The sequence below is a fragment of the Bosea vestrisii genome, from assembly GCF_030144325.1.
Classification (GTDB): domain Bacteria; phylum Pseudomonadota; class Alphaproteobacteria; order Rhizobiales; family Beijerinckiaceae; genus Allobosea; species Allobosea vestrisii_A.
The window spans coordinates 3,951,835-3,971,630 of sequence record NZ_CP126307.1; the positions used below are offsets into that span (position 1 = coordinate 3,951,835).

The 19,796-nt window shown below is 65.5% G+C and carries 23 protein-coding genes and 1 tRNA gene; 18 read left to right on the forward strand and 6 right to left on the reverse strand.

The features are described from left to right. Nucleotides 1-68 precede the first annotated feature (68 nt). On the forward strand, nt 69-1,856 hold the full coding sequence (locus tag QO058_RS19470) for a thiamine pyrophosphate-binding protein (RefSeq protein ID WP_284167915.1): 1,788 nt from the start codon (nt 69-71) through the stop codon (nt 1,854-1,856). Nucleotides 1,857-1,871: 15 nt separating this feature from the next. On the opposite strand, the gene QO058_RS19475 is transcribed toward QO058_RS19470, so the two are convergent. Continuing rightward, nucleotides 1,872-2,378, reverse strand: a complete 507-nt coding sequence (locus tag QO058_RS19475; protein ID WP_284167916.1) for a MarR family winged helix-turn-helix transcriptional regulator — start codon at nt 2,376-2,378, stop codon at nt 1,872-1,874. Nucleotides 2,379-2,691: 313 nt separating this feature from the next. Between QO058_RS19475 and QO058_RS19480 the strand changes: the two genes are divergently transcribed. From QO058_RS19480 to QO058_RS19515, 8 genes are all read left to right on the forward strand, one after another. Then, nucleotides 2,692-3,543: an ABC transporter ATP-binding protein gene (locus tag QO058_RS19480; protein ID WP_284167917.1), complete on the forward strand. Its 852-nt coding sequence runs from the start codon at nt 2,692-2,694 to the stop codon at nt 3,541-3,543. 3 nt (nt 3,544-3,546) lie between these two features. Further along, nucleotides 3,547-4,302, forward strand: coding sequence for an ABC transporter permease (locus QO058_RS19485; protein ID WP_284167918.1), 756 nt, complete (start codon nt 3,547-3,549; stop codon nt 4,300-4,302). 75 nt (nt 4,303-4,377) lie between these two features. Then, nucleotides 4,378-5,307, forward strand: coding sequence for a LysR family transcriptional regulator (locus tag QO058_RS19490; protein ID WP_284172952.1), 930 nt, complete (start codon nt 4,378-4,380; stop codon nt 5,305-5,307). A gap of 121 nt (nt 5,308-5,428) precedes the next feature. Beyond that, a complete protein-coding gene (locus QO058_RS19495; RefSeq protein ID WP_284167919.1) occupies nt 5,429-6,421 on the forward strand; it encodes an ABC transporter substrate-binding protein in 993 nt (330 codons plus the stop codon). A gap of 110 nt (nt 6,422-6,531) precedes the next feature. Continuing rightward, nucleotides 6,532-7,497, forward strand: coding sequence for an ABC transporter substrate-binding protein (locus QO058_RS19500; RefSeq protein WP_284167920.1), 966 nt, complete (start codon nt 6,532-6,534; stop codon nt 7,495-7,497). A gap of 42 nt (nt 7,498-7,539) precedes the next feature. Then, nucleotides 7,540-8,352, forward strand: coding sequence for an ABC transporter permease (locus QO058_RS19505; RefSeq protein ID WP_284167921.1), 813 nt, complete (start codon nt 7,540-7,542; stop codon nt 8,350-8,352). Beyond that, nucleotides 8,342-9,283 carry a DMT family transporter gene (locus tag QO058_RS19510; RefSeq protein WP_284167922.1) on the forward strand — a complete coding sequence of 314 codons (942 nt, stop codon included), beginning with the start codon at nt 8,342-8,344 and terminating at the stop codon, nt 9,281-9,283. The genes QO058_RS19505 and QO058_RS19510 overlap by 11 nt, the downstream gene beginning before the upstream one ends. 82 nt (nt 9,284-9,365) lie before the next feature. Next, nucleotides 9,366-9,581 (forward strand): DUF4287 domain-containing protein, encoded by a 216-nt coding sequence (locus QO058_RS19515; protein ID WP_284167923.1) that lies wholly within the window; start codon nt 9,366-9,368, stop codon nt 9,579-9,581. Between the two features lie 189 nt (nt 9,582-9,770). Here the strand turns inward: QO058_RS19515 and QO058_RS19520 are convergent. Continuing rightward, nucleotides 9,771-9,857 (reverse strand) — tRNA-Leu (locus tag QO058_RS19520). Between the two features lie 182 nt (nt 9,858-10,039). Here QO058_RS19520 and QO058_RS19525 point away from each other — a divergent pair. Then, nucleotides 10,040-11,044, forward strand: a complete 1,005-nt coding sequence (locus QO058_RS19525; RefSeq protein WP_284167924.1) for a complex I NDUFA9 subunit family protein — start codon at nt 10,040-10,042, stop codon at nt 11,042-11,044. Between the two features lie 6 nt (nt 11,045-11,050). Here QO058_RS19525 and QO058_RS19530 read toward each other — a convergent pair whose 3' ends face one another. After that, the gene (locus QO058_RS19530; protein WP_284167925.1) at nt 11,051-12,040 is read right to left on the reverse strand and encodes a quinone oxidoreductase family protein; all 990 of its coding nucleotides are present in this window, start codon (nt 12,038-12,040) and stop codon (nt 11,051-11,053) included. Between the two features lie 102 nt (nt 12,041-12,142). Between QO058_RS19530 and QO058_RS19535 the strand changes: the two genes are divergently transcribed. Continuing rightward, entirely contained in the window at nt 12,143-12,529 is a 387-nt protein-coding gene (locus QO058_RS19535; RefSeq protein ID WP_284167926.1) for a winged helix-turn-helix transcriptional regulator, read from the forward strand. A 39-nt stretch (nt 12,530-12,568) separates the two neighbouring features. Here QO058_RS19535 and QO058_RS19540 read toward each other — a convergent pair whose 3' ends face one another. Then, nucleotides 12,569-13,564, reverse strand: a complete 996-nt coding sequence (locus QO058_RS19540) for a 2-hydroxyacid dehydrogenase (RefSeq protein WP_284167927.1) — start codon at nt 13,562-13,564, stop codon at nt 12,569-12,571. Nucleotides 13,565-13,802: 238 nt separating this feature from the next. Between QO058_RS19540 and QO058_RS19545 the strand changes: the two genes are divergently transcribed. Further along, complete coding sequence (locus tag QO058_RS19545) at nt 13,803-14,417, forward strand: SH3 domain-containing protein (protein WP_284167928.1); 615 nt, start codon at nt 13,803-13,805, stop codon at nt 14,415-14,417. Here QO058_RS19545 and irrA read toward each other — a convergent pair. Next, nucleotides 14,371-14,832, reverse strand: a complete 462-nt coding sequence (gene irrA, locus QO058_RS19550) for an iron response transcriptional regulator IrrA (RefSeq protein ID WP_284167929.1) — start codon at nt 14,830-14,832, stop codon at nt 14,371-14,373. The two genes, QO058_RS19545 and irrA, sit on opposite strands and share 47 nt — an antisense overlap. 283 nt (nt 14,833-15,115) lie before the next feature. Between irrA and fabA the strand changes: the two genes are divergently transcribed. The 6 genes from fabA (at nt 15,116) to QO058_RS19580 (ending at nt 19,388) form a co-directional block, all read left to right on the forward strand. After that, a complete protein-coding gene (gene fabA / locus QO058_RS19555; protein ID WP_284167930.1) occupies nt 15,116-15,628 on the forward strand; it encodes a 3-hydroxyacyl-[acyl-carrier-protein] dehydratase FabA in 513 nt (170 codons plus the stop codon). A gap of 232 nt (nt 15,629-15,860) precedes the next feature. After that, nucleotides 15,861-17,087 (forward strand): beta-ketoacyl-ACP synthase I, encoded by a 1,227-nt coding sequence (gene fabB / locus QO058_RS19560; protein ID WP_284167931.1) that lies wholly within the window; start codon nt 15,861-15,863, stop codon nt 17,085-17,087. Between the two features lie 86 nt (nt 17,088-17,173). Next, the gene (locus QO058_RS19565) at nt 17,174-17,749 is read left to right on the forward strand and encodes a hypothetical protein (RefSeq protein WP_284167932.1); all 576 of its coding nucleotides are present in this window, start codon (nt 17,174-17,176) and stop codon (nt 17,747-17,749) included. Between the two features lie 83 nt (nt 17,750-17,832). After that, nucleotides 17,833-18,105 (forward strand): DUF3303 domain-containing protein, encoded by a 273-nt coding sequence (locus QO058_RS19570; RefSeq protein ID WP_284167933.1) that lies wholly within the window; start codon nt 17,833-17,835, stop codon nt 18,103-18,105. Between the two features lie 99 nt (nt 18,106-18,204). Further along, nucleotides 18,205-19,038: an enoyl-ACP reductase FabI gene (gene fabI, locus QO058_RS19575; RefSeq protein ID WP_284167934.1), complete on the forward strand. Its 834-nt coding sequence runs from the start codon at nt 18,205-18,207 to the stop codon at nt 19,036-19,038. Between the two features lie 104 nt (nt 19,039-19,142). Further along, nucleotides 19,143-19,388, forward strand: coding sequence for a DUF2188 domain-containing protein (locus tag QO058_RS19580; RefSeq protein ID WP_284167935.1), 246 nt, complete (start codon nt 19,143-19,145; stop codon nt 19,386-19,388). Nucleotides 19,389-19,397: 9 nt separating this feature from the next. Here QO058_RS19580 and QO058_RS19585 read toward each other — a convergent pair whose 3' ends face one another. Next, complete coding sequence (locus QO058_RS19585) at nt 19,398-19,763, reverse strand: hypothetical protein (RefSeq protein WP_284167936.1); 366 nt, start codon at nt 19,761-19,763, stop codon at nt 19,398-19,400. Nucleotides 19,764-19,796: the final 33 nt, after the last annotated feature.

Below are 19,796 nucleotides of genomic sequence, written 5' to 3' on the forward strand. Positions count from 1 at the left end.
CGTCAGGGACGGTCGGGGATCGCTGCCCCAGCCAGCATCGTCGTCCGAAAACCATCCGGGGAAACGCCATGAACGACCTGACGCTGTCCGGCATCGACGTGCCCGTCGCCTCGAGCGACAACGGCATCTGGGGAAGCGACGTCGTCGCGCAGATGCTGCGCGCGCTCGATATCCCCTATCTCGCGCTGAATCCCGGCTCCAGCTTCCGCGGCCTGCATGACAGCCTCGTCAATCATCTCGGCAACCAGCAGCCGCAGATGCTGCTGTGCCTGCATGAGGAGCATGCCGTCGCCGTCGCCCATGGCTACGCCAAGGTGACGGGCAAGCCGATGGGCGTGATCCTGCACAGCAATGTCGGCCTGATGCACGGCGTGATGGCGATCTACAACGCCTGGTGCGATCGCGTGCCGATGCTGATCCTCGGCGCGACCGGGCCGGTCGACGCCGCCGAGCGCAGGCCCTGGATCGACTGGCTGCACACCGCCAAGGACCAGGGCGCCCTGATCCGGCCTTATGTGAAATGGGACGACCAGCCCGTCTCGGTGGCGGCCACGATCGATGCGCTGATCCGCGCGACCAACCTGACGCGCAGCGCGCCGCAGGCCCCGACCTATGTCTGCCTCGACGTCTCGATGCAGGAGAAGCGGCTCGAGGAGATGCCGCCTCTGCCGGACCCCAAGCGCTTCGCCGTTGCTTCGCCGAGCGTCCCCGCCGCCGCCGAGATCGACCGGGCGGCGGAGCTGCTACGGGACGCAAAGGCGCCGCTCATCCTGTTCGGCCGGATGTCGCGCTCGGAGGGCGACTGGGGCCGCCGTGTCGCGCTGGCCGAGCATCTCGGCGCCTCCGTCCTCACCGACATCAAGACTGCGGCCGTCTTCCCGACGGACCATCCACTGCACGCAGCCAAGCCGTCCTTCTTCCTCGATGCGCAGGCGGTCGATGCCATCCGGGCCGCTGACGTCATCCTCGCCTTCGACTGGGTCGATCTCGGCGGCACCCTGCGCCAGGCCGATAGCCCCCTGTCCGCCCGCGTGATCAGCGTCTCGCTGGACCACCATCTGCACAATGGCTGGAGCCTGGACCATCAGGCGCTCGCCCCGGCCGATCTGCATCTCGCCGCCGATCCGGATGCGGCCATGCACCTGATCGCCGACGCCTTGGGAGCCGGCCACGGCACGGCCCCGGCCATCCGCCCGACTTTGCCGGCGCTGGCCTTTGATGGCGAGCGCCCGCTCGACGTCGTTTCGCTCGCCGCAGCTATGGGCGAGGCGCTGCGGGACGAGGTGGTCAGCCTGGTTCGCCTGCCGCTCGGCTGGGCCACCGAGGCCTGGCACTTCCGGCACCCGCTCGACTATCTCGGAATCGACGGTGGCGCTGGCATCGGCTCGGGGCCGGGCATGCTGATCGGCGCGGCGCTGGCGCTCAAGGGCTCGAGCCGGCTCCCGGTGGCGGTCCTGGGCGACGGCGACACCATGATGGCGGCTTCCGCACTATGGACGGCGGCGCATTACAAGCTGCCCTTCGTCGCGATCGTCTCGAACAACCGCTCCTTCTACAATGACGAGATCCATCAGGAGCGCGTCGCCAAGCAGCGCCAGCGTCCTGTCGAGAACAAGTGGATCGGCCAGCGCATCGACGAGCCCGATATCGATATCGCCGCCATCGCCAGGGCGCAGGGTCTCACGGGCATCGGCCCGGTCCGAACGGTCGATGCCCTGCGTGACGCGGTGGTCGAGGCGGTGAAGGCAGCCAAGGCCGGCGCCTCGGTCCTGATCGATGCCCGCGTCATGCCGGGCTATAATCCGGCGATGGCGGCCGGCATGACACGCCATGCCGGGCAAACGCCGAAGGGCTGAGCGCCGCGGGACTGTTCAGGCGGCTCCGGCAGAGTCAGCGACGTCCGGCACATCGGCGAGATTGCGTTGGACCGCCGCGAGATAGCCGAGGAAACGGGCCTTATCCTCCGGCGTAAAGCCGGCGGTCGCCTGCTGGACCACCTCCTGCGCCATCGGCAGGAGCTCGGCCCTGAGCGCCTGGCCCTTCGGCGTCAGCAGCACATGCAGCTTTCGCCTGTCATGCAGGTCGCGCTCGCGGCTGATCAGGCCGGCCTTCTCCATGGCGGCCAGTGCGGCGAGCGTCGTCGGCTCCATCGTGCCGATCCGGCGGGACAGCTCGCGCTGGGTCAGCCCGTCTTCCTGCCAGAGCGCTCGCAAAAAGTACCACATGCCCGTGGTGACGCCGTGCGGCTCGATCTTGCTCTGCAGATAGCGCTGTGTCGCGCGGTTCGCCATCCGCAGCTGGTAGCCGACACTGCTCTCGAACGGCAGGTCGTCCAGCGCTCCGGCCCGCCCACCGTTTTCGTCCCCTGTCGTCGCCACGATCGCTCACGCCTCCGAGGCCAGTATAGGCCGCAACCGCGCTCTCGATAGCGCCCGCACCTGCCCATCCTGAAAAGTTTGACTGGCCAAGCAAGATAATCTTGGACCTTGCCCGCGCCGCCTCACTAACGTGGTGGCTGCGTAGGCCGCGAACGGAAGCGAAGACGGCCGCGCGAGGGAAGGATGACATGCCGCCGACTCAGTCGGGCCTCGACCGCTCCGGGCGCGCCAGCGTCGCGCGCCATCCAGCTGCTGTCGCAGCTGGACGAGGGTGGGGGCGATGAGCGACGGCCAGCCAAGGGATGAGCGCGCAATGCCCGCTTCGGCCGCCAAACTGCGTCTTGCCGAGACCGTGAAAGAGGCCGACCTGGTCATCGACGGCGTGACGATGCGCTTTGAGACACGTGAAGGCGCCATCACCGCCGTCGACGATATGTCGTTCTCGGTCGAGCGCGGCGAGTTCGTCTCGATCATCGGCCCGTCGGGATGCGGCAAGTCGACCGTGTTCAACATCCTGGGCGGGCTGGTGCGCGGCTACGAAGGCAAGGTCAGCGTCGGCGGCGACGTGATCTCGGGCCCGCATCCCTCGATCGGCATGGTCTTCCAGGAGGAGTCGACCTTTCCCTGGCGGACGGTGCTCGACAACGTCGCCTTTCCGCTCGAGATCAAGGGCGTGCGCAAGGCCGAGCGCCATGAGAGGGCACGACACTTCATCGACATGGTCGGCCTTAACGGCTTCGAACAGCGTTACCCGGCCGAGCTCTCAGGCGGCATGCGCCAGCGCGTCGCCATCGCCCGCACGCTGGTGTTCGAGCCCAAGATCCTGCTGATGGACGAACCCTTCGCCGCGCTGGACGAGCAGACCCGCCTGCTGCTCGGCGACAAGGTCCTGAAGATCCAGGAGGCGTTGAAGCAGACGACCCTGCTGATCACCCATAATATCACCGAAGCCGTGCAGCTCTCCGACCGGGTCATCATCATGACCTTCCGCCCCGGCAAGGTGAAGCGCATCGTCGACATCCGCCTGCCGCGGCCGCGCACGGGCGATGTCGTCGGCAGCGAGGCCTTCGGCCGCCATGTCGCCGAGATCTGGCACGATCTGCGCGAGGAGGCCTCGCGCGGCATGGCCGAATCCGAGGCGGGCGCCCGCCGCGGGAAGGCTTGAGCCATGCGGCTCGCTGCGATCCCGCCGCTTGCGATCGGCTTCGCCACGGTCGGCCTCGTCCTGGGAGTGGTCGAGATCCTGCTGCTGCTCGGCCTCCTCAACCAGTTCGTGATCCCGTTGCCCTCGGCGGTGCTCGGCAGCTTCGGCCGGCTGTTCGCCGAGGAACAGTTGCTGGAGCGGTTGATGATGACGGGCAGCGAGGCGCTGGCCGCGAGCGTCCTCGTCTCGATCGTCGGCATCTCGCTCGGCGTGCTGCTCTACAAGGTCCGGATCCTCGCGCTCGCGACCGAGCCCTGGGTGGCGGCGGTGGCGGCCGCGCCGGTGGTGCTGGCCTATCCGCTTTTCCTCGTCATCTTCGGGCGCAGCGCCGCCACGATCATCGCGATGGGCTTCGTGGCCGGTCTGGCGCCGGTCATCCTCAAGACGCTGGAAGGGCTGAAAGGCGTCAGGAAGAGCCTGATCAATGTCGGATTGAGCTATAATCTCACGCCTTCGCAGCAGTTCTGGAAGATCGAATTCCCCGCCGCCATCCCGACGATCTTCGTCGGCGTTCGCCTCGGGCTCGTCTTCGCGCTGATCAACCTGATCGGCGTCGAGTTCCTGATCAATTTCGGTGGGCTCGGCCAGCTGATCAACGATCTCGCGGAGCGCTACGACCTCGCCGGCGTCTTCGCGACGATCGTCTTCGTCATTCTCGTCAGCGTCGTCATTTTCGCGGCACTCGAGCGCATGGAACGCTGGTTCCGGCCCGGTCGGTAGCGGCCGGCCGTGCCTTGTCGCGGCTGCTGAAGCGCCGCATGATGGCCTCCAAGACAACATGCCCGGGAGGCCGCGATCAATCTCCGCCAGCTTCGATATTTCGTCGGGATCGCCGAAGTCGGGAACATCACCAAGGCAGCGGAGCAGCTCAACGTCGCGCAACCCGCCCTGGGCCTGCAGATCCGGCAGCTCGAGCAGAACCTCCAGACCGAACTTCTGCTGCGCCATTCGCGTGGCGTCGTGCTGACGCAGGCAGGGGAACTGCTGCTGGAGCGCGCAAGACGCATCCTGAAGGAGGTCGAGGACGCCAGGCGCGATGTCAAAGCGCTCGCCGGGAACGACCAGGAAATGCTGACGATGGGGCTGACGCCGAGCATCATGCTCCAGCTCGGCCCCGATCTGCTGATCGACGCCAAGAACAAGATGCCCTCGGTCTCGCTCACCCTGGTCGAAGAGCTGAGCCACGGTCTCATCGCTGCGATGGAGCGCGGCGAGCTGAACGCGGCCTTCGCTTATGGCATCGACCAGCCGCGCCCGGGCATCGAGCGGACGGCCTTGTTCGAAGAGGAGCTGGTGCTCATCCGGCCGATCGCCGACGGGCCGCTGCCGGAGACGGTGACCCTGGCCGAGGCCCTGAGCCACGACCTCGTGCAGGCCGGAGAGCGCGACATGGTCCAGCAACTGCTCAAGGCCGCCGCCGAGAAATTCTCGCTGCCGCTGCGTATCGTCTACGAAGCGCAATCCATCCCCGCGATGCGTGCTCTGGTGGTGCGCGGCGTGGCGGCGAGCGTCATACCCTATGGCACGGCCATCGAGGAGCTGCGCGCCGGCAAGCTCGCCATGCAGCGCATCTCGGACCAGCCGCCGAAGCGGACGCTCTACCTGATCAGGCCCGGCAACGCGCCGGCTTTCCGCCAGCAGGAGGCCGTCGACCGCTTCTTCGCCTCGGTCACCGAACACCTGCTGGAATCGCTGGGCTCGCTCGCCCGACGCGTCGGTTCCTGATCGCCTCCCATACGGCCTACGTCTTGTTCTCATTTCGCGGAAGTCTTTGTGCCCTCCGCCGGCGCGGCGCACTCTGCCGCAAAATGATGGCGCGCCCGACGTGCCGGCCGGGAGGAATTGCGTGTCCGATCTGCGCCTGTCGATCGCCATCGGCGACTATGATCGCAATCGCCCCTTGCTCGACGGGGCGGTCCAGATCGATGGAGTCGACCCCGTCTTCATGAAACTGGTGCCGGAGGAAATCTTCTTCCGCGCCTTCCGCCATGCTGAATTCGACGTCTGCGAGGCCTCGCTCTCGAGCTTCACCCTCAAGACGGCGCGTGGCGACAGCCCCTATGTCGGCGTTCCCGCCTTCCTGTCGCGCGCCTTCCGCCACACCGGCATCTTCATCAGGACCGATCGCGGCATCGCCCGGCCCGAGGATCTCAGGGGCAAGCGTATCGGCTGCCCGGAATATCAGCTCACCGCCTGTGTCTGGATCCGCGCGATCCTCGAAAACGACTATGGCGTCAAACCCTCGGAGGTGACCTGGGTTCGGGGTGGCCTGGAGCAGCCCGGCCGCGCCGAGAAGATCAGTATCGAATTGCCGCCAGAGATCACGGTCGTGCCGGCCCCGGCCGACCGCTCGCTCAACGAGATGCTGATAGACGGCGAGATCGACGCCTATATCGGGCCGCGGTCCCCGCCGGCCTTCGAGGCCGGCCACCCCAAGATCGCGCGTCTGTTTCCGGATCCGACCGCCGCCGCCTCGGACTATTATCGGCGCACCCGCATCTTCCCGATCATGCATGTGCTGTGCGTACGGCGCAGTATCGTCGAGACCCAGCCCTGGCTGCCGGCCGCCTTGCTGAAAGCCTTCGAGCAGTCCAAGGCCGCTGCCCTCGCCAAGCTCGCGGACACCTCCGCCACCAAGATCACGCTGCCCTTCGTCGAGGAGCAGTTGCAGGCGGCGCGCAGCCTGATGGGACAGGATTTCTGGTCCTATGGTGTCGGCCCGAACCGCCACGCGCTGGAGGCGTTCCTCCAGGCCCATCACAGCCAGGGGCTGTCCTCGCGACGGCTTTCGGTCGAGGAACTCTTCCATTCCAGCACGCTGGAGGCCTTCAAGATCTGAGGGAGCCGAAGACCTTGCGGACTTTCCACTTCGCCACAGAAGCGAAGGCAAGGCGACGAAGGAAAGACGACGAAGGCCAGCCGCACCGAGCTGGCGACAGGGAGGACAGGATGACGACATTCAAGACGGTCATGTCGACGCTCGCGGCACTTGGCTTCGCGCTGTCGATCGCGCAGGACGCAGCCGCCCAGGACAAGCTCAAGCTGGCGATCGGCCAGCGCGGCAACTGGGATACCTCGGTCTCGGAGGTCGGCACGAGGCTCGGCATCTTCAAGAAGCACAATCTCGAGCTCGAGATGCTCTACACCCAGGGCGGCGGCGAGACCCAGCAGGCCGTGCTTTCCAATAGCGTCGACATCGGCGTCGCCGGCGGCATCATGGGCGCGCTATCGGCCTATTCGAAGGGCGCGCCGATCCGCATCATCGGCGCGGAGACCACCGGGGCGAAGGATCTCTACTGGTATGTCAAAAGCGACTCCCCGGTGAAGGCGCTCAAGGACCTCCAGAACCACACGGTCTCCTTCTCGACCAATGGCTCGTCGACCCATGGCGTCGTCAACGCCTTCATCAAGGAGAACAGCCTCAAGATCCGGCCGACCGCGACCGGGGGCCCGGCGCCGACGCTGACCCAGGTGATGTCCGGCCAGATCGATGTCGGCTGGGCGGCACCGCCCTTCGGCCTGCCCCAGCTCGACAAGGGCGAGATCCGCGTCGTCGCGACCGGCAACGACACCCAGGCCTTCAGGAGCCAGACGGTCCGCCTGCTGATCACCAACACCAGCGCGCTCCAGAACAAGAAGGCCGTGATCGATCGCTATATGGTCGCCTATCGCGAGACCATCGACGCGATGTATGCCAGCGACGCGGCGATCAAGGCCTATGCCGATTTCGTCGGGATTCCGGAGGCCATCGCCAGGCGCACGCGAGATGATTTCTTCCCGAAGGAGGCGCTCGACCCCGACAAGATCGTTGGCCTCGACACCATTGTCCCCGACGCGGTGGCGCTGAAATATACGGCCCAGCCACTCACCAAGGAACAGCTCGCCGAGCTGATCCAGATCCCGCCGCGCAAATGAGCCTGCGCACCGACGGCCTCATCGACCTGGAGTGACGGCGCGATGACGACAACGACCCTCGGCCGGACAAAAAACCGGCCGGTGAAGATGGACCAGGCACGGGCAGTGCTGATCACGCGGATCGGCATCGTCGTGGTACTTCTGGCGATCTGGGAGGTCGCAGCGCGCTCGGGGTTGCTCTATCGCGACGTCGTGCCGTCGCTGCTCCTCATCGCGCGCGCGCTCGCCCGTCTCCTGGTCGAGCCGACCTTCTACGCCAATCTCGGCGTCACCGCCGGCGAGGTCGCGCTCGCGATCCTGATCGGCGGCGGCGGTGGGGTCGCCGTCGGCATTCTGCTCGGGACCAACCGTTTCCTGCAGCGTGCCTATGAACCGCTGCTGCACTATCTCGGGCCAACCCCGAAGATCATTTTCTTTCCGCTGCTGATCATGTGGTTCGGCGTCGGGCCGGGTTCCAAGGTCGCGATGGGGGCGCTGTCCTCGTTCTTTCCGGTCGCGATCAGCGTCGCCGCGGCGATGCGCGAGATCGACACCGTGCTGATCCGGGTCGGCCTCAGCTTCCGGCTCAATGTCGGGCAGATGATCTCCAAGATCTACCTGCCGGCAATGCGCGCACCGGTCATCAACGGCCTGCGCATCGGGCTCGGCGTCGCCATCATCGGCACGCTGCTGGCTGAGACCAAACTCGCCAATCAGGGGCTGGGCTACGCGGTGATCCAGACCTATGCGACCTTCGACATGCCGCGCATGTACGCGCTGCTGATCGTCGTCTTCCTGCTGGCCGTCGGCGTGAACGTGGTGCTCGGGCGCTATACGGAGCTGCGTAGCACCGGGCGCCCCTCGGATGCGCACTGAACCTGTCGGCGGGACTGTCCCAGCTGCGAAGCAGCAGGTCGCTATCCCGCGCGCGGCCTATTGGCTGGCGATGCTGCCGCCGCTGTTCTGGTCGGGCAATTTCCTGGTCGCACGGCTGATGCGCGAGTCGATTCCGCCCGTGCAGATGTCGTTCTGGCGCTGGACTCTCGCCCTTCTCATCCTGCTCCCGTTCTGCTGGCGGCCGATCGTCGCTTCCTGGCCGCGCATCCGCAGCAATATCCCATTCCTCGCGTTGCTGGGCGCGATCGGCGTCACCGCATTCAACTGCTTCGTCTACGCGGCGCTGCACTACACGCCGGTCGCCAACGCAGCGCTGGTCAATTCCCTGCTCCCCGTCGTGACCTTCCTGCTGGCCTATCTGATCCTGAAGCAGAGCCTGACGCGGCAGCAGCTTGCCGGGATCGCGCTTTCGCTCTGCGGGGCGGTTCTGGTGATCTGCCGCGGGGACCCAAGGATGCTTCTGAACGTCGCGCTCAACCGGGGCGATATTCTGGTCTTCGCCGGCATGAGTTGCTGGGCGTTGTACACCGTGCTGATCCGCTGGCGGCCAGCAGGGCTGCCAGCGATGGCGTTCCTCGGCGTGACCGTGTTCTTCGGCGTCCTGTTCCATCTGCCGGCCGTCGCCTGGGAGTACGCAGCGCAGGGCGGCTTCCAGCTCACCATGGCGACCGCCGGCGCGTTGATCTATTTCGCGCTCTTCCCCTCGATCTTGGCCTACATCTTCTGGAACCGCTCGGTCGCCGCCCTGGGCCCCGGCAGGACCGGCATGTTCATGCATCTCCTGCCGCCGACCAGCGCTGCGCTGGGCTTCATCGTGCTCGGCGAGCAGATCGCCTGGTTCCACCTCGCAGGCTTCACCATCATCGTTCTCGGCATCTGGCTCGTCACATCGGCGCCACGCAAAGCGTGATCACGGAACGTTGCCGGACTCTCGATACCGCAGGTAAGAGCTGTTGTTCGTTCCGGCAGCCGCGGGACCAAGGAGGCATCGGATGACTGTCGAAAAAGTAAAAGGCCCCGCGTCCTATTTTCCGTCCATCGAAAAGACCTATGGACAGCCGATCGGCCACTGGCTCGCGGTCCTCGCCGGTCTCGGCGACAAGAAGCACGCGGAGATGATTGCGGTGCTGAAGTCGGAGCACGGGATGGGGCATGGGCACGCCAACGCCCTTGTGGCACACCATCGGTCTACGGGCGCTGGCAGCTAGCCCTTACACGAGGCGTCGCCGATCCGATCGGCGACAGGTATCGAAGCGCTAGCCGCATATCAGGTCATGACTGGCGTAGAGGCGCGATGTGTGGGCCGCCGGGCCACTTTCGCTTTGAACGCCCATCAGGGCGATGCATGCCTTCGATATCAGCTAAGGTGCTGACAAACCACCACTCTGGTAGCTGAGTGGTGCCCAGGAGAGGACTCGAACCTCCACGCCCTTGCGAGCGCCAGCACCTGAAGCTGGTGCGTCTACCAATTCCGCCACCTGGGCAACGGCGGTTCGTTTACGGGGGCCGAACGCACCTGTCAACGGGCGAAGCCGGCTTTATTGACAACACTGCATCTGCCCGTCCCCCGGCAACGCCTCGCTGCCTTCACAGCCGCGTTGCGATGCACTAGGACAGGCGCAGCGATCCCAGTTTTCAGCGCTTCCAAACGGAGCTTCGCGTCATCATGACGGTCCTGCCTCCCGCTTCGCAACTCGTCACGGTCTTCGGCGGCTCGGGCTTCCTCGGGCGGCATGTCGTGCGGGCGCTGGCGCGGCGCGGCTATCGTGTTCGCGCTGCGGTGCGCCGCCCGGATCTCGCGGGTTTCCTGCAGCCGCTCGGCACTGTCGGGCAGATCACCGCGGTGCAGGCCAATCTGCGTTACCCCGATTCGGTCGCAGCTGCCGTGAAGGGCGCCGATGCGGTGATCAACCTCGTCGGCATCATGCAGGAGAAGGGCCGGCAGAACTTCTCGTCGGTGCAGGCGCAGGGCGCGCGCACGGTCGCGCAGGCCTGCGCGACTTTCGGCGTCGACCGGCTGATCCAGGTCTCAGCGCTCGGCGCCAGTGCCGAATCGAAATCGGTCTATGCCCGCAGCAAAGCCGAGGGCGAGGCGGCGGTTCACGCTCTGGTCAAGCAGGCTATCGTGCTGCGCCCCTCGGTGATGTTCGGTCCGGAGGACACCTTCTTCAATCGCTTCGCCTCGCTGGTGCGCATGCTGCCGGTGCTTCCGCTCGCTGGGGCGCAGACCAAGTTCCAGCCGGTCTTCGTCGGCGACGTCGCCGAGACGGTCGCGCGTGCCGTCGACGGCAAGCTCGATGGCGGCAAGGTCTACGAGCTCGGCGGTCCAGAAGTGAAGACCCTGCGGGAGCTGATCGACTATGTCTGCGAGGTCACTGGCCGCAGGCGCCTGATCGCGCCGATGCCGTTCGGGCTCGCCCGCCTGCAGGGTCAGATTCTCGAGATCACGGACATGCTGACGCTCGGCCTCATGCCGAAGGAGCTCATCCTGACGCGCGACCAGGTCAATCTGCTCGAGAGCGACAATGTCGTGTCGACGACGGCGGAGAAGGAAGGCCGGACCCTGCGCGGGCTCGGCATCGCCCCGGTCTCGGCCGAGGCCGAGGTACCCGCCTATCTCTGGCGCTTCCGCAAGTCCGGCCAGTTCGACACCGCCCGCGCCGGCGGCTGAGCCTAGTCACGGCACCAGCACCAGCTTGCCGGCGCTCTGCCGGCTTTCCAGCGCGGCATGGGCGGCGCTCGCTTGCGCCAGCGGGAAGCTGCCGCCAGGCAGGAGCTTGAGTTCGCCAGCGGTGACCAGCGCGAACAGCTCGCCGAGATCGTGCGCGAGGCGCTCGGACGTCAGATTCGGCAGGAGCGAGAAGCCGGCGACCGCGCGATTGCCGAAGATCAGCGCCTTCAACTCCTCGGCATCCGGCCGGAAATCGGCGATCGAGAGCGGGCCGTAGAGCACGAGGCGCCCAAACGGCGCGAGCAGAGCGAGGCATTGCGCCGGAATGTCGCCGCCGGACGCATCGAAGATCAGATCCGGACCAGCACCATCTGTCAGGGCGCGGACCTGTTCCGGCCAGTCTGGCTGCGTGTAGTCGACGCCCGCATCGGCGCCGATGCCCTGTGCCAGCGCGAGTTTCTCGTTCGAGCTCGCCATGGCGATGACGCGCTTCGCCCCGGCACGTTTCGCCAACTGGACCAGCAGGCTGCCGACGCCGCCGGCCGCGGCGCTGATCAGGACATTGCGCCCCGCCGCCGGGTTGCCGCGCAGCAGGTGTAGCGCGGTCAGGCCTTGCACCTGCAGCGCGGTAGCAGCCGCGAAGGGCAGCGCCTCCGGCAGGCGCACGACGACATCCGCGTTGACCGCGACATATTCGGCATAGCCGCCGCTCTGCGCGCCTGCGAGATAGAGGGCCGCGGCGACACGCTCGCCGACCGAAAAGGTCGCGACGCCTTCGCCCAGCGCCGCGATGGTGCCGGCGATCTCGACACCGGGACTGAAGGGCAGGGGCGGTGTCACGACATAGCGGTCCTGCCGCATCAACACTTCGAAGAAATTGACGCCGACGGCGCCGACCGCGATCAGCACCTCGCCAGGGCCGGGCGAGGGCTGGTCGATCTCGACGGTATCGAGCACTTCGGGGCCGCCGAAGCGGCTGTACTGGATGGCTTTCATGGCGGGCCTCATGCGAAGGGGATGAGCGTGAGGCGGGTTCTGGGCTAGGATGACGCGCGGTGACTACACACCGATTTGTTCGCTGCAGACCAAGAGGTGAGCATGGCCGACCCGATGAAGCGCTTGCCGATGCTGCCGGTCGAGCGGGCGCTCAAAGTGATCTCCGGCCGCTGGAAGGCCGTGATCCTCTATCAGCTCTTCGACGGCCCCAAGCGCCTGACGGAGCTGCAGAAGCGCATTCCACCGATCACCCAGAAGGTGCTGATCCAGCAATTGCGTGAGATGGAGGAGCACGGCCTCGTCAGCCGCGAGATCTTCCGGCAGGTGCCGGCGCGCGTCGACTATGCGGCGACGCCGCTTGGTCAGAGCCTCGCCCCGGTGATCGCGACGCTGTGCGATTGGGGCCGCCGCCATGCCGCCGATCTCGGCGAGCTCGACACCCTGTCCGAGTGCCGCTACCGCCCGGGCGAGCGCTCCGAGGCGGCCTGAACGAGGATATGCCTGGCGGCGGCCGCCCCGGTAGAAGTCTCAGAGCATGCTGGGCAGGACGCGGTCCGGCGGCTTGTGCCCGTCCATGAAGGTCTTGATGTTGACGATGACCTTCTCGCCCATGTCGGCGCGGCCCTCATGCGTGGCTGAGCCCATATGCGGCAGCACGACGACGCGATGGTTGCGCGCGAGCTTGAGCAGGCGCGGATTGACCGCCGGCTCGTGCTCGAACACGTCGAGCCCGGCGCCAGCGAGCTCGCCGGCTTCCAGCATGCGCGACAGCGCCGTCTCGTCGACGATCTCGCCGCGCGCCGTGTTCACCAGGATGGCGTCCGGCTTCATCAGCTTGAGCCGGCGGGCCGAGAGCAGGTGGTAGGTTGCCGGGGTATGCGGGCAGTTGACCGAGACGACGTCCATCCGCGCCAGCATCTGGTCGAGCGAATCCCAATAGGTCGCGTCGAGCGCCTCCTCGATGCGGGCGTCGAGCCGGCGGCGGTTATGATAATGGATCGACAGGCCGAAGGCGGCGGCGCGCTTGGCCAGCGCCTGGCCGATCCTGCCCATGCCGACGATGCCGAGGCGCTTGCCGGTGATCCGGCGGCCGAGCATCCAGTTCGGCGACCAGCCGCCCCATTCGTCGTCGGTGATGATGCGCGCGCCCTCGGCGATGCGGCGCGCCACGGCGAGGATCAGCGCCATCGTCATGTCGGCGGTGTCGTCGGTCAGCACGCCAGGCGTGTTGGTCACGGTGATGCCGCGCTGCACGGCGCTGGCGACGTCGATATTGTCGACGCCATTGCCGAAATTGGCGATCAGGCGCAGCTGCTCGCCGGCCTGGGCGATCAAGCCGGCATCGATCTTGTCGGTCACGGTCGGGACCAGCACGTCGGCGGTCTTCATCGCCTCGACCAGCGCGGCCTGGCTCATCGGCGTGTCGTCGAGGTTGAGCCTGGCGTCGAAGAGCTCGCGCATCCGTGTCTCGACCACGGCCGGCAGCTTGCGCGTGACGACGACCAGGGGCTTCTTCTTCGACATGGATGGCTCCCTAACAGGCCCCTCAGGCTCCGATATTGCTGGTGTGCGCCGGCTAGGCGCGACACCGTGGCCGCTTCGTCGCCATTCCGCCTCAACCCGCCATTAACCGAGGCGCTTCAGGAATGAGTCGGTTGGTTTCGGCGATCAGCGGCCGTTTCGTTGTCTAGCAGCGTTGCGGCGGAACACAACCTGACCCATTGGCGCGTAGCGGCGGCGGTCAGGTCGAGGAGTGGGTTGGATGACGGTTCAGACGATGCGCGGCGCAGCCGGCCTTCTGCTGGCGGTGGGCCTGGCCCTGCTGGCGACGCGGAGCACGGCGCAAGAGGTCGCCGCCGGGCCCGTCTCCGGTCTGCCGCTGCCGCGTTATGTCAGCCTGAAGTCGGACCGGGTCAATCTGCGCGAAGGCCCGTCGAAGGAGCATCGCACCAGCTGGGTCTTCCAGCGCGCCGGCTTGCCCGTCGAGATCACGGCCGAATTCGAGACTTGGCGACGTGTGCGCGACGCCGATGGCACCGAAGGCTGGGTGCTGCATAGCCTGCTCTCGGGGCGGCGCACTGTCCTGGTCTCGCCCTGGTCGAAGAACAAGGGCGAGACGTTCTCTCTGCGCGATTCTGCGAACGAGGGCGGGGCCGTGGTCGCGACACTCGAGCCCGGCGTCATCGCCAATGTGCAGTCCTGCCAGAGCGCCTGGTGCCGTGTCACGGTCAGCAAGATGTCGGGGTATATCCGGCAGGACCGGCTTTGGGGGTCTATCCCAACGAGACCGTGCAGTAGCGCTCCGGCGTTCGGTCGAACGTCGGAGGGCGTCAGTCGGCGATCTTGCGCAACCGAACGACGACATCGACCCGGCTGATCTCGTAGCCCTCGGGCGCGGGCGGCAGTTCGGCGACGTCGACCGCAGAAGCGGGGATGTCGATCACCTTGTCCTCGCCGTCGACGACGAAATGGTGATGGTCGCTGTTGTCGGTGTCGAAGAAGGTCTTGGCGCCGTCGATCGCGAGCTCGCGCAGCAGGCCGGCCTCGGTGAACTGGTGCAGCGTGTTGTAGACGGTCGCGAGCGAGACCGGCACGCGCGCCTTCATCGCTTCCTCGTAAAGAATTTCGGCGCTGACATGCCGATCTCCCTTGGCGAAGAGCAGCCAGCCGAGCGAGACGCGTTGACGGGTCGGTCTCAGGCCTACCCGGCGCAGCTTCTGGCGCACATCGTGGAAGGGGCAGCCCTGCCGCGCATCCGCTCCATTGCCCTCGTCCTGCGTCAGGCGGTCCATGCCTTGCGTCAACTCCTCATGCCTCCCCGGAACGGGAAAGCGTCAGCTTAGATTCGATGTAAGGCTTTGATCCCCTGGCCGCAAGCATCGCGGCGATCCCCTGGCCGCAAGCATCGCGGCGCCGCCGCCAGGACCTGCCAGAGACTACCACAGTGTCGCCGGCTGATCATCCACGGCCGCGCCGGCCCTGCGCCCTTCCGTTCCGCAGCGACGCTGTGTTAGGCACATTGCATCGGGGGTTGGCAGCCGAACGCATGGCGGCCGGAATGGAGTGAAGTCGGATATGGAGCGGCAATCGTCATTCAGCTACGAGGAAATCCTCGCTTGCGGGCGCGGTGAACTCTTCGGGCCGGGCAATGCGCAACTGCCGCTGCCACCGATGCTGATGTTCGATCGTATTGTCGAAATCGGCGAGGATGGCGGTCCGCACGGCAAGGGCCTCGTCCGTGCCGAGTTCGACATTCGCCCGGACCTCTGGTTCTTCGACTGCCACTTCAAGGGCGATCCGGTCATGCCGGGCTGCCTCGGGCTCGACGCGCTTTGGCAGCTCACCGGTTTCTTTCTCGGCTGGCTCGGCCTGCCGGGCCGTGGCCGGGCGCTGGGTGTCGGCGAGGTCAAGTTCGCCGACCAGGTCCTGCCCTCCGTCCAGCGCGTCGTCTACGGCGTCGATTTCAAGCGCGTCTTCAAGTCCAAGCTTGTCCTCGGCATCGCTGATGGCTGGCTCGAAGCCGACGGCAAGCGTATCTATACGGTCTCGGATATGCGCGTCGGCTTGTTCAAACCCGAAGCGGCCTGAGCAAAAGCGGCCTGAGCGGGATGCGGAAAAGTGGCAGCCGCTTTGCCGCAGGAACTCCGCTCTAAAATATTAGAATCGATGGCGTTTGCGATTTTGGACCGTTCTTGTCCGGAATCATCGTGATCGAGGTGTCTTGCGTTCGCCGTCCGCGCGGTCCATTTGCGCAGGTATCGACTGAACGAGGGTCCGGGGCTGGCCTCCCGGCCTGTCACCAAAGAGCCGGAGAAGCAGCATGAGACGCGTTGTGGTCACCGGGATGGGCATCGTCTCGTCCATCGGCAACAATACGCAGGAAGTGCTGGCCTCGCTGCGCGAGGCCAAGTCCGGCATCTCCTATGTCCCGGATTTCGCCGAGCACGGTTTCCGCAGCCGGGTCGCCGGCGTGCCTTCGCTCGATCCCGCGACCGTGCTCGACCGCCGCGCCATGCGCTTCCATGGCGGTGGCTCGGCCTGGAATCAGGTCGCGATGGAGCAGGCCATCCGCGATGCCGGGCTGGAAGACAAAGAAATCAGCCATGAGCGCACCGGCATCATCATGGGGTCGGGCGGCCCCTCGACCCGCGCGCTGATCGATGCCTATGACAAGGCGCGCGAGAGCGGCTCGTCCAAGAAGGTCGGCCCGTTCGCGGTGCCCAAGGGCATGTCCTCGACCGCTTCGGCGACGCTCGCGACCTGGTTCAAGATCAAGGGGGTCAACTATTCGATCTCCTCGGCCTGCGCGACCTCGAACCATTGCATCGGCAATGCCTATGAGCTGATCCAGTGGGGCAAGCAGGACGTGATCTTCGCCGGCGGCTGCGAGGAGCTCGACTGGACGCTCTCCGTGCTGTTCGACGCGATGGGCGCGATGTCGTCCGACTTCAACGAGACGCCCGCGGTCGCCTCGCGTGCTTATGACGCGAAGCGTGACGGCTTCGTCATCGCCGGCGGCGCCGGCGTCGTCGTGCTCGAGGAACTCGAGCACGCCAAGGCCCGCGGCGCCCGCATCTATGGCGAGGTCGTCGGCTATGGCGCGACCTCGGATGGCTACGACATGGTCGCCCCCTCGGGTGAAGGCGCCGAGCGCTGCATGCGCATGGCGCTGCAGGGCGTGAAGGCCAAGGTCGACTACATCAATCCGCATGGCACCTCGACCCCGGTCGGCGACGCCAAGGAGATCGAGGCGATCCGCACCGTCTTCGGCGCGGGCGAGAAGAGCCCGCCGATCTCGGCGACCAAGTCGCTGACCGGCCATTCACTCGGCGCCACCGGCGTGCAGGAGGCGATCTACTCGCTGCTGATGCTCAACAACGACTTCATCGCCGAGAGCGCCCATATCGAGGAGCTCGACCCGGCCTTCGCCGACATGCCGATCGTGCGCAAGCGCATCGACAATGCCGGTCTCGGCTGCGTGCTCTCCAACTCGTTCGGCTTCGGCGGCACCAACGCGACCATCGTGATGAAGCGGCTGGAGGCATAGAGGCTTGCTTCGGGAGATTTAGCGATCTCCAAGCTTACTCCGCTGATGTGAGGAGAACAGTGGCAAGCTGGTTTTGGCGGTGGCCGGTGCAGATTTTACTCCGACTCGCGCTCGGATTGGTGTTGCCACTCTACCTACTGTTCGACAGCTATGAGCTGTTTTTTGCGCCTCGAGAACGAGAGGTGCGCGAGTTAGTCCCGCAACCGTTTAAGCTCGGAAAAACTCTGCATTTTGCCGTTGGCTGCGGCTTCTTCGCCGGTTTTGTGGCTGAGTTCGAGGTGGTGGATGAGCCAATAGTTGGTCCGTCCGAGTTCGATCGGACACGGCAACGCCTGAGTGAACTCGATCCTTATCGTGGAAAGGGGTTAGAGACATCTAGCCTGAGTTTGAATCGCAACGAGTATCTCGTCTACAAAACTTGGCAGGAGACCTCAGGCTCTTTGGAGGGTCTGAATAGACAATATTCAATATTAAGCGAAAGATTGGATGCAGCGATCGATTGTTGGGATGATTATGATAGAAAACACGATCGTCGCTTCAAATCGAGAGATAGATTCTTGAGTGCGAATGATCTGTTTGTATTGATCGGAGTCGGTGATGCTCGACTGGTGCCGGCAATCTATCACAAGCGTCGATTTTTTGTGTTTGGGCCTAACATCTAGAGATATCGTGGGCGTTGATTGTTGATCTACCCTTTCCTAGAAGGGGCGCCTGCCCGCGCGGTTCGCTTTGGAGGAAGTTCGCAATGCTCTTCATGGTGATCGAACATTTCGATCAGGCGCGGGTGAAGGAAATCTACGCCCGCTTTCATGAACGCGGCCGGATGATGCCTGATGGCCTGACCTATATCGACAGCTGGATCTCGGCCGATTTCGCGCGCTGCTTCCAGATTATGCAGTGCGACGATGTCACCAAGCTGCAGGAGTGGGTGCTGGCCTGGGGCGACCTCGCCCGCTTCGAGATCGTGCCGCTCGCGGCCTCGAAGGATACGGCGGCAGCGGTGAAGAAGCATTTGTAGCAAGCGTGCTCGCCGCTTAATGGTTGGAGAGCGCTTCTAACCGCGCCATAGAATTCCCATCCCTTTCCGCGTTCCGGAAAATCCGCCCGAGACAGGCTCATGCTCCCCCTGATGCACAACAAGCGCGGCCTCGTCATGGGTGTCGCCAACCAGAACTCGATCGCCTGGGGCATTGCCCGGACCCTGCATGCGCATGGCGCCGAGATGGCCTTCACCTATCAGGGCGAAGCACTCGGCAAGCGCGTCAAGCCGCTGGCCGAGAGCATAGGCTCTAAGCTGGTGCTTCCATGCGACGTCGAGGACGTCTCGACACTCGACGCCACCTTCACCGCGATCGACGAAGCCTGGGGTGGCGATCCCGAGCGCAATACGCTCGATTTCCTGATCCACGCCATCGGCTTCTCGGACAAGAACGAGCTCAAGGGGCTCTATGCTGAAACCACCCGCGAGAATTTTTCGCGGACCATGGTGATCTCGTGCTTCTCCTTCACCGAGGCAGCCAAGCGTTCCGCTGAGCGGATGCCGCAGGGCGGCAGCATGATCACGCTGACCTATAGCGGCTCGACCCGCGTGATGCCGAACTACAATGTCATGGGTGTCGCCAAGGCGGCGCTGGAGGCGAGCATGCGTTACCTCGCCGCCGATTATGGACCCAAGGGCATCCGGGTGAATGCGCTCTCGCCCGGCCCGGTGCGCACCCTCGCCGGCGCCGGCATCTCCGATGCGCGTGCGATGTATTCCTGGCAGCGCGCCAACTCGCCGCTGCGCAAGTCGGTGACGCTCGAGCAGATCGGCGGCTCGGCGCTCTATTATCTGTCCGACCTCTCGGGCGGGGTAACCGGCGAAGTCCACCATATCGATGCCGGCTATCACATCACCTCGATGCCCGTGTTGGACGGGCTGCGCGCCGCCGATACCGGCAACGGCGACTGAGTCAGCCAAGCCCTTCCGCCGTCCCCGCAGCGGGGCTATTCTCCTGGGCGGTGGAACCCGGCGCGTGCCCCGCTGGTTCGACCATTGAGCCACGGAGGACGCTCATGGTCATGGTCAAATACGAGATCGTCCAGCACGATGATGGCTGGGCCTATAAGGTCGGCGACGCCCTCTCCGAAACCTTCCGCTCGCATGATGCGGCGCTCAAGGCGGCCAACAAGGCCGCTGCCCGCCAGAAACGGCCGGGTGTCACCGACGGCATCGTCTATCAGGACGCCCGGGGCGAGTGGCATGAAGAGCTGGCTGATGGCCGTGACCGGCCGAACACCCGGATCGTCGACGGCGGTTGAGGCGGCGCATCACCTCTGGGTGAAGAAAGTCAGCAGTACTTTGCCTTTCTCGCCGATGAGGCAGAGGAAGCGGCGCGGCTTGTCGGATTTGTCGGTCTTCAAATAGGCCTCACCCATGATGATACGGGTGATCGGCGTCGTCTCGACCTTGGTTTCTGCGACCGCGATCGTCAGCCCGTCTTCATCGATGAAGATGTCCTTGATCTCGGGCTCGCGAGCCGTCAGCGCCGCCATCGCCGTCGACTTGCAGGCGGCGAGTTCGGGCGAGGCCGGCTTCTCGACTGGCGCAGGAGAAGCCGGTGAGGCGTCCTGGGCCAGCGCCGGAGCGGCCAGGAAAGCGAGCAGCGCAGTCGTGCAGGCGGTTTTGCGGAGCATGTGAACCTCGGTTGTTGCCGAGGTTCAAACGCG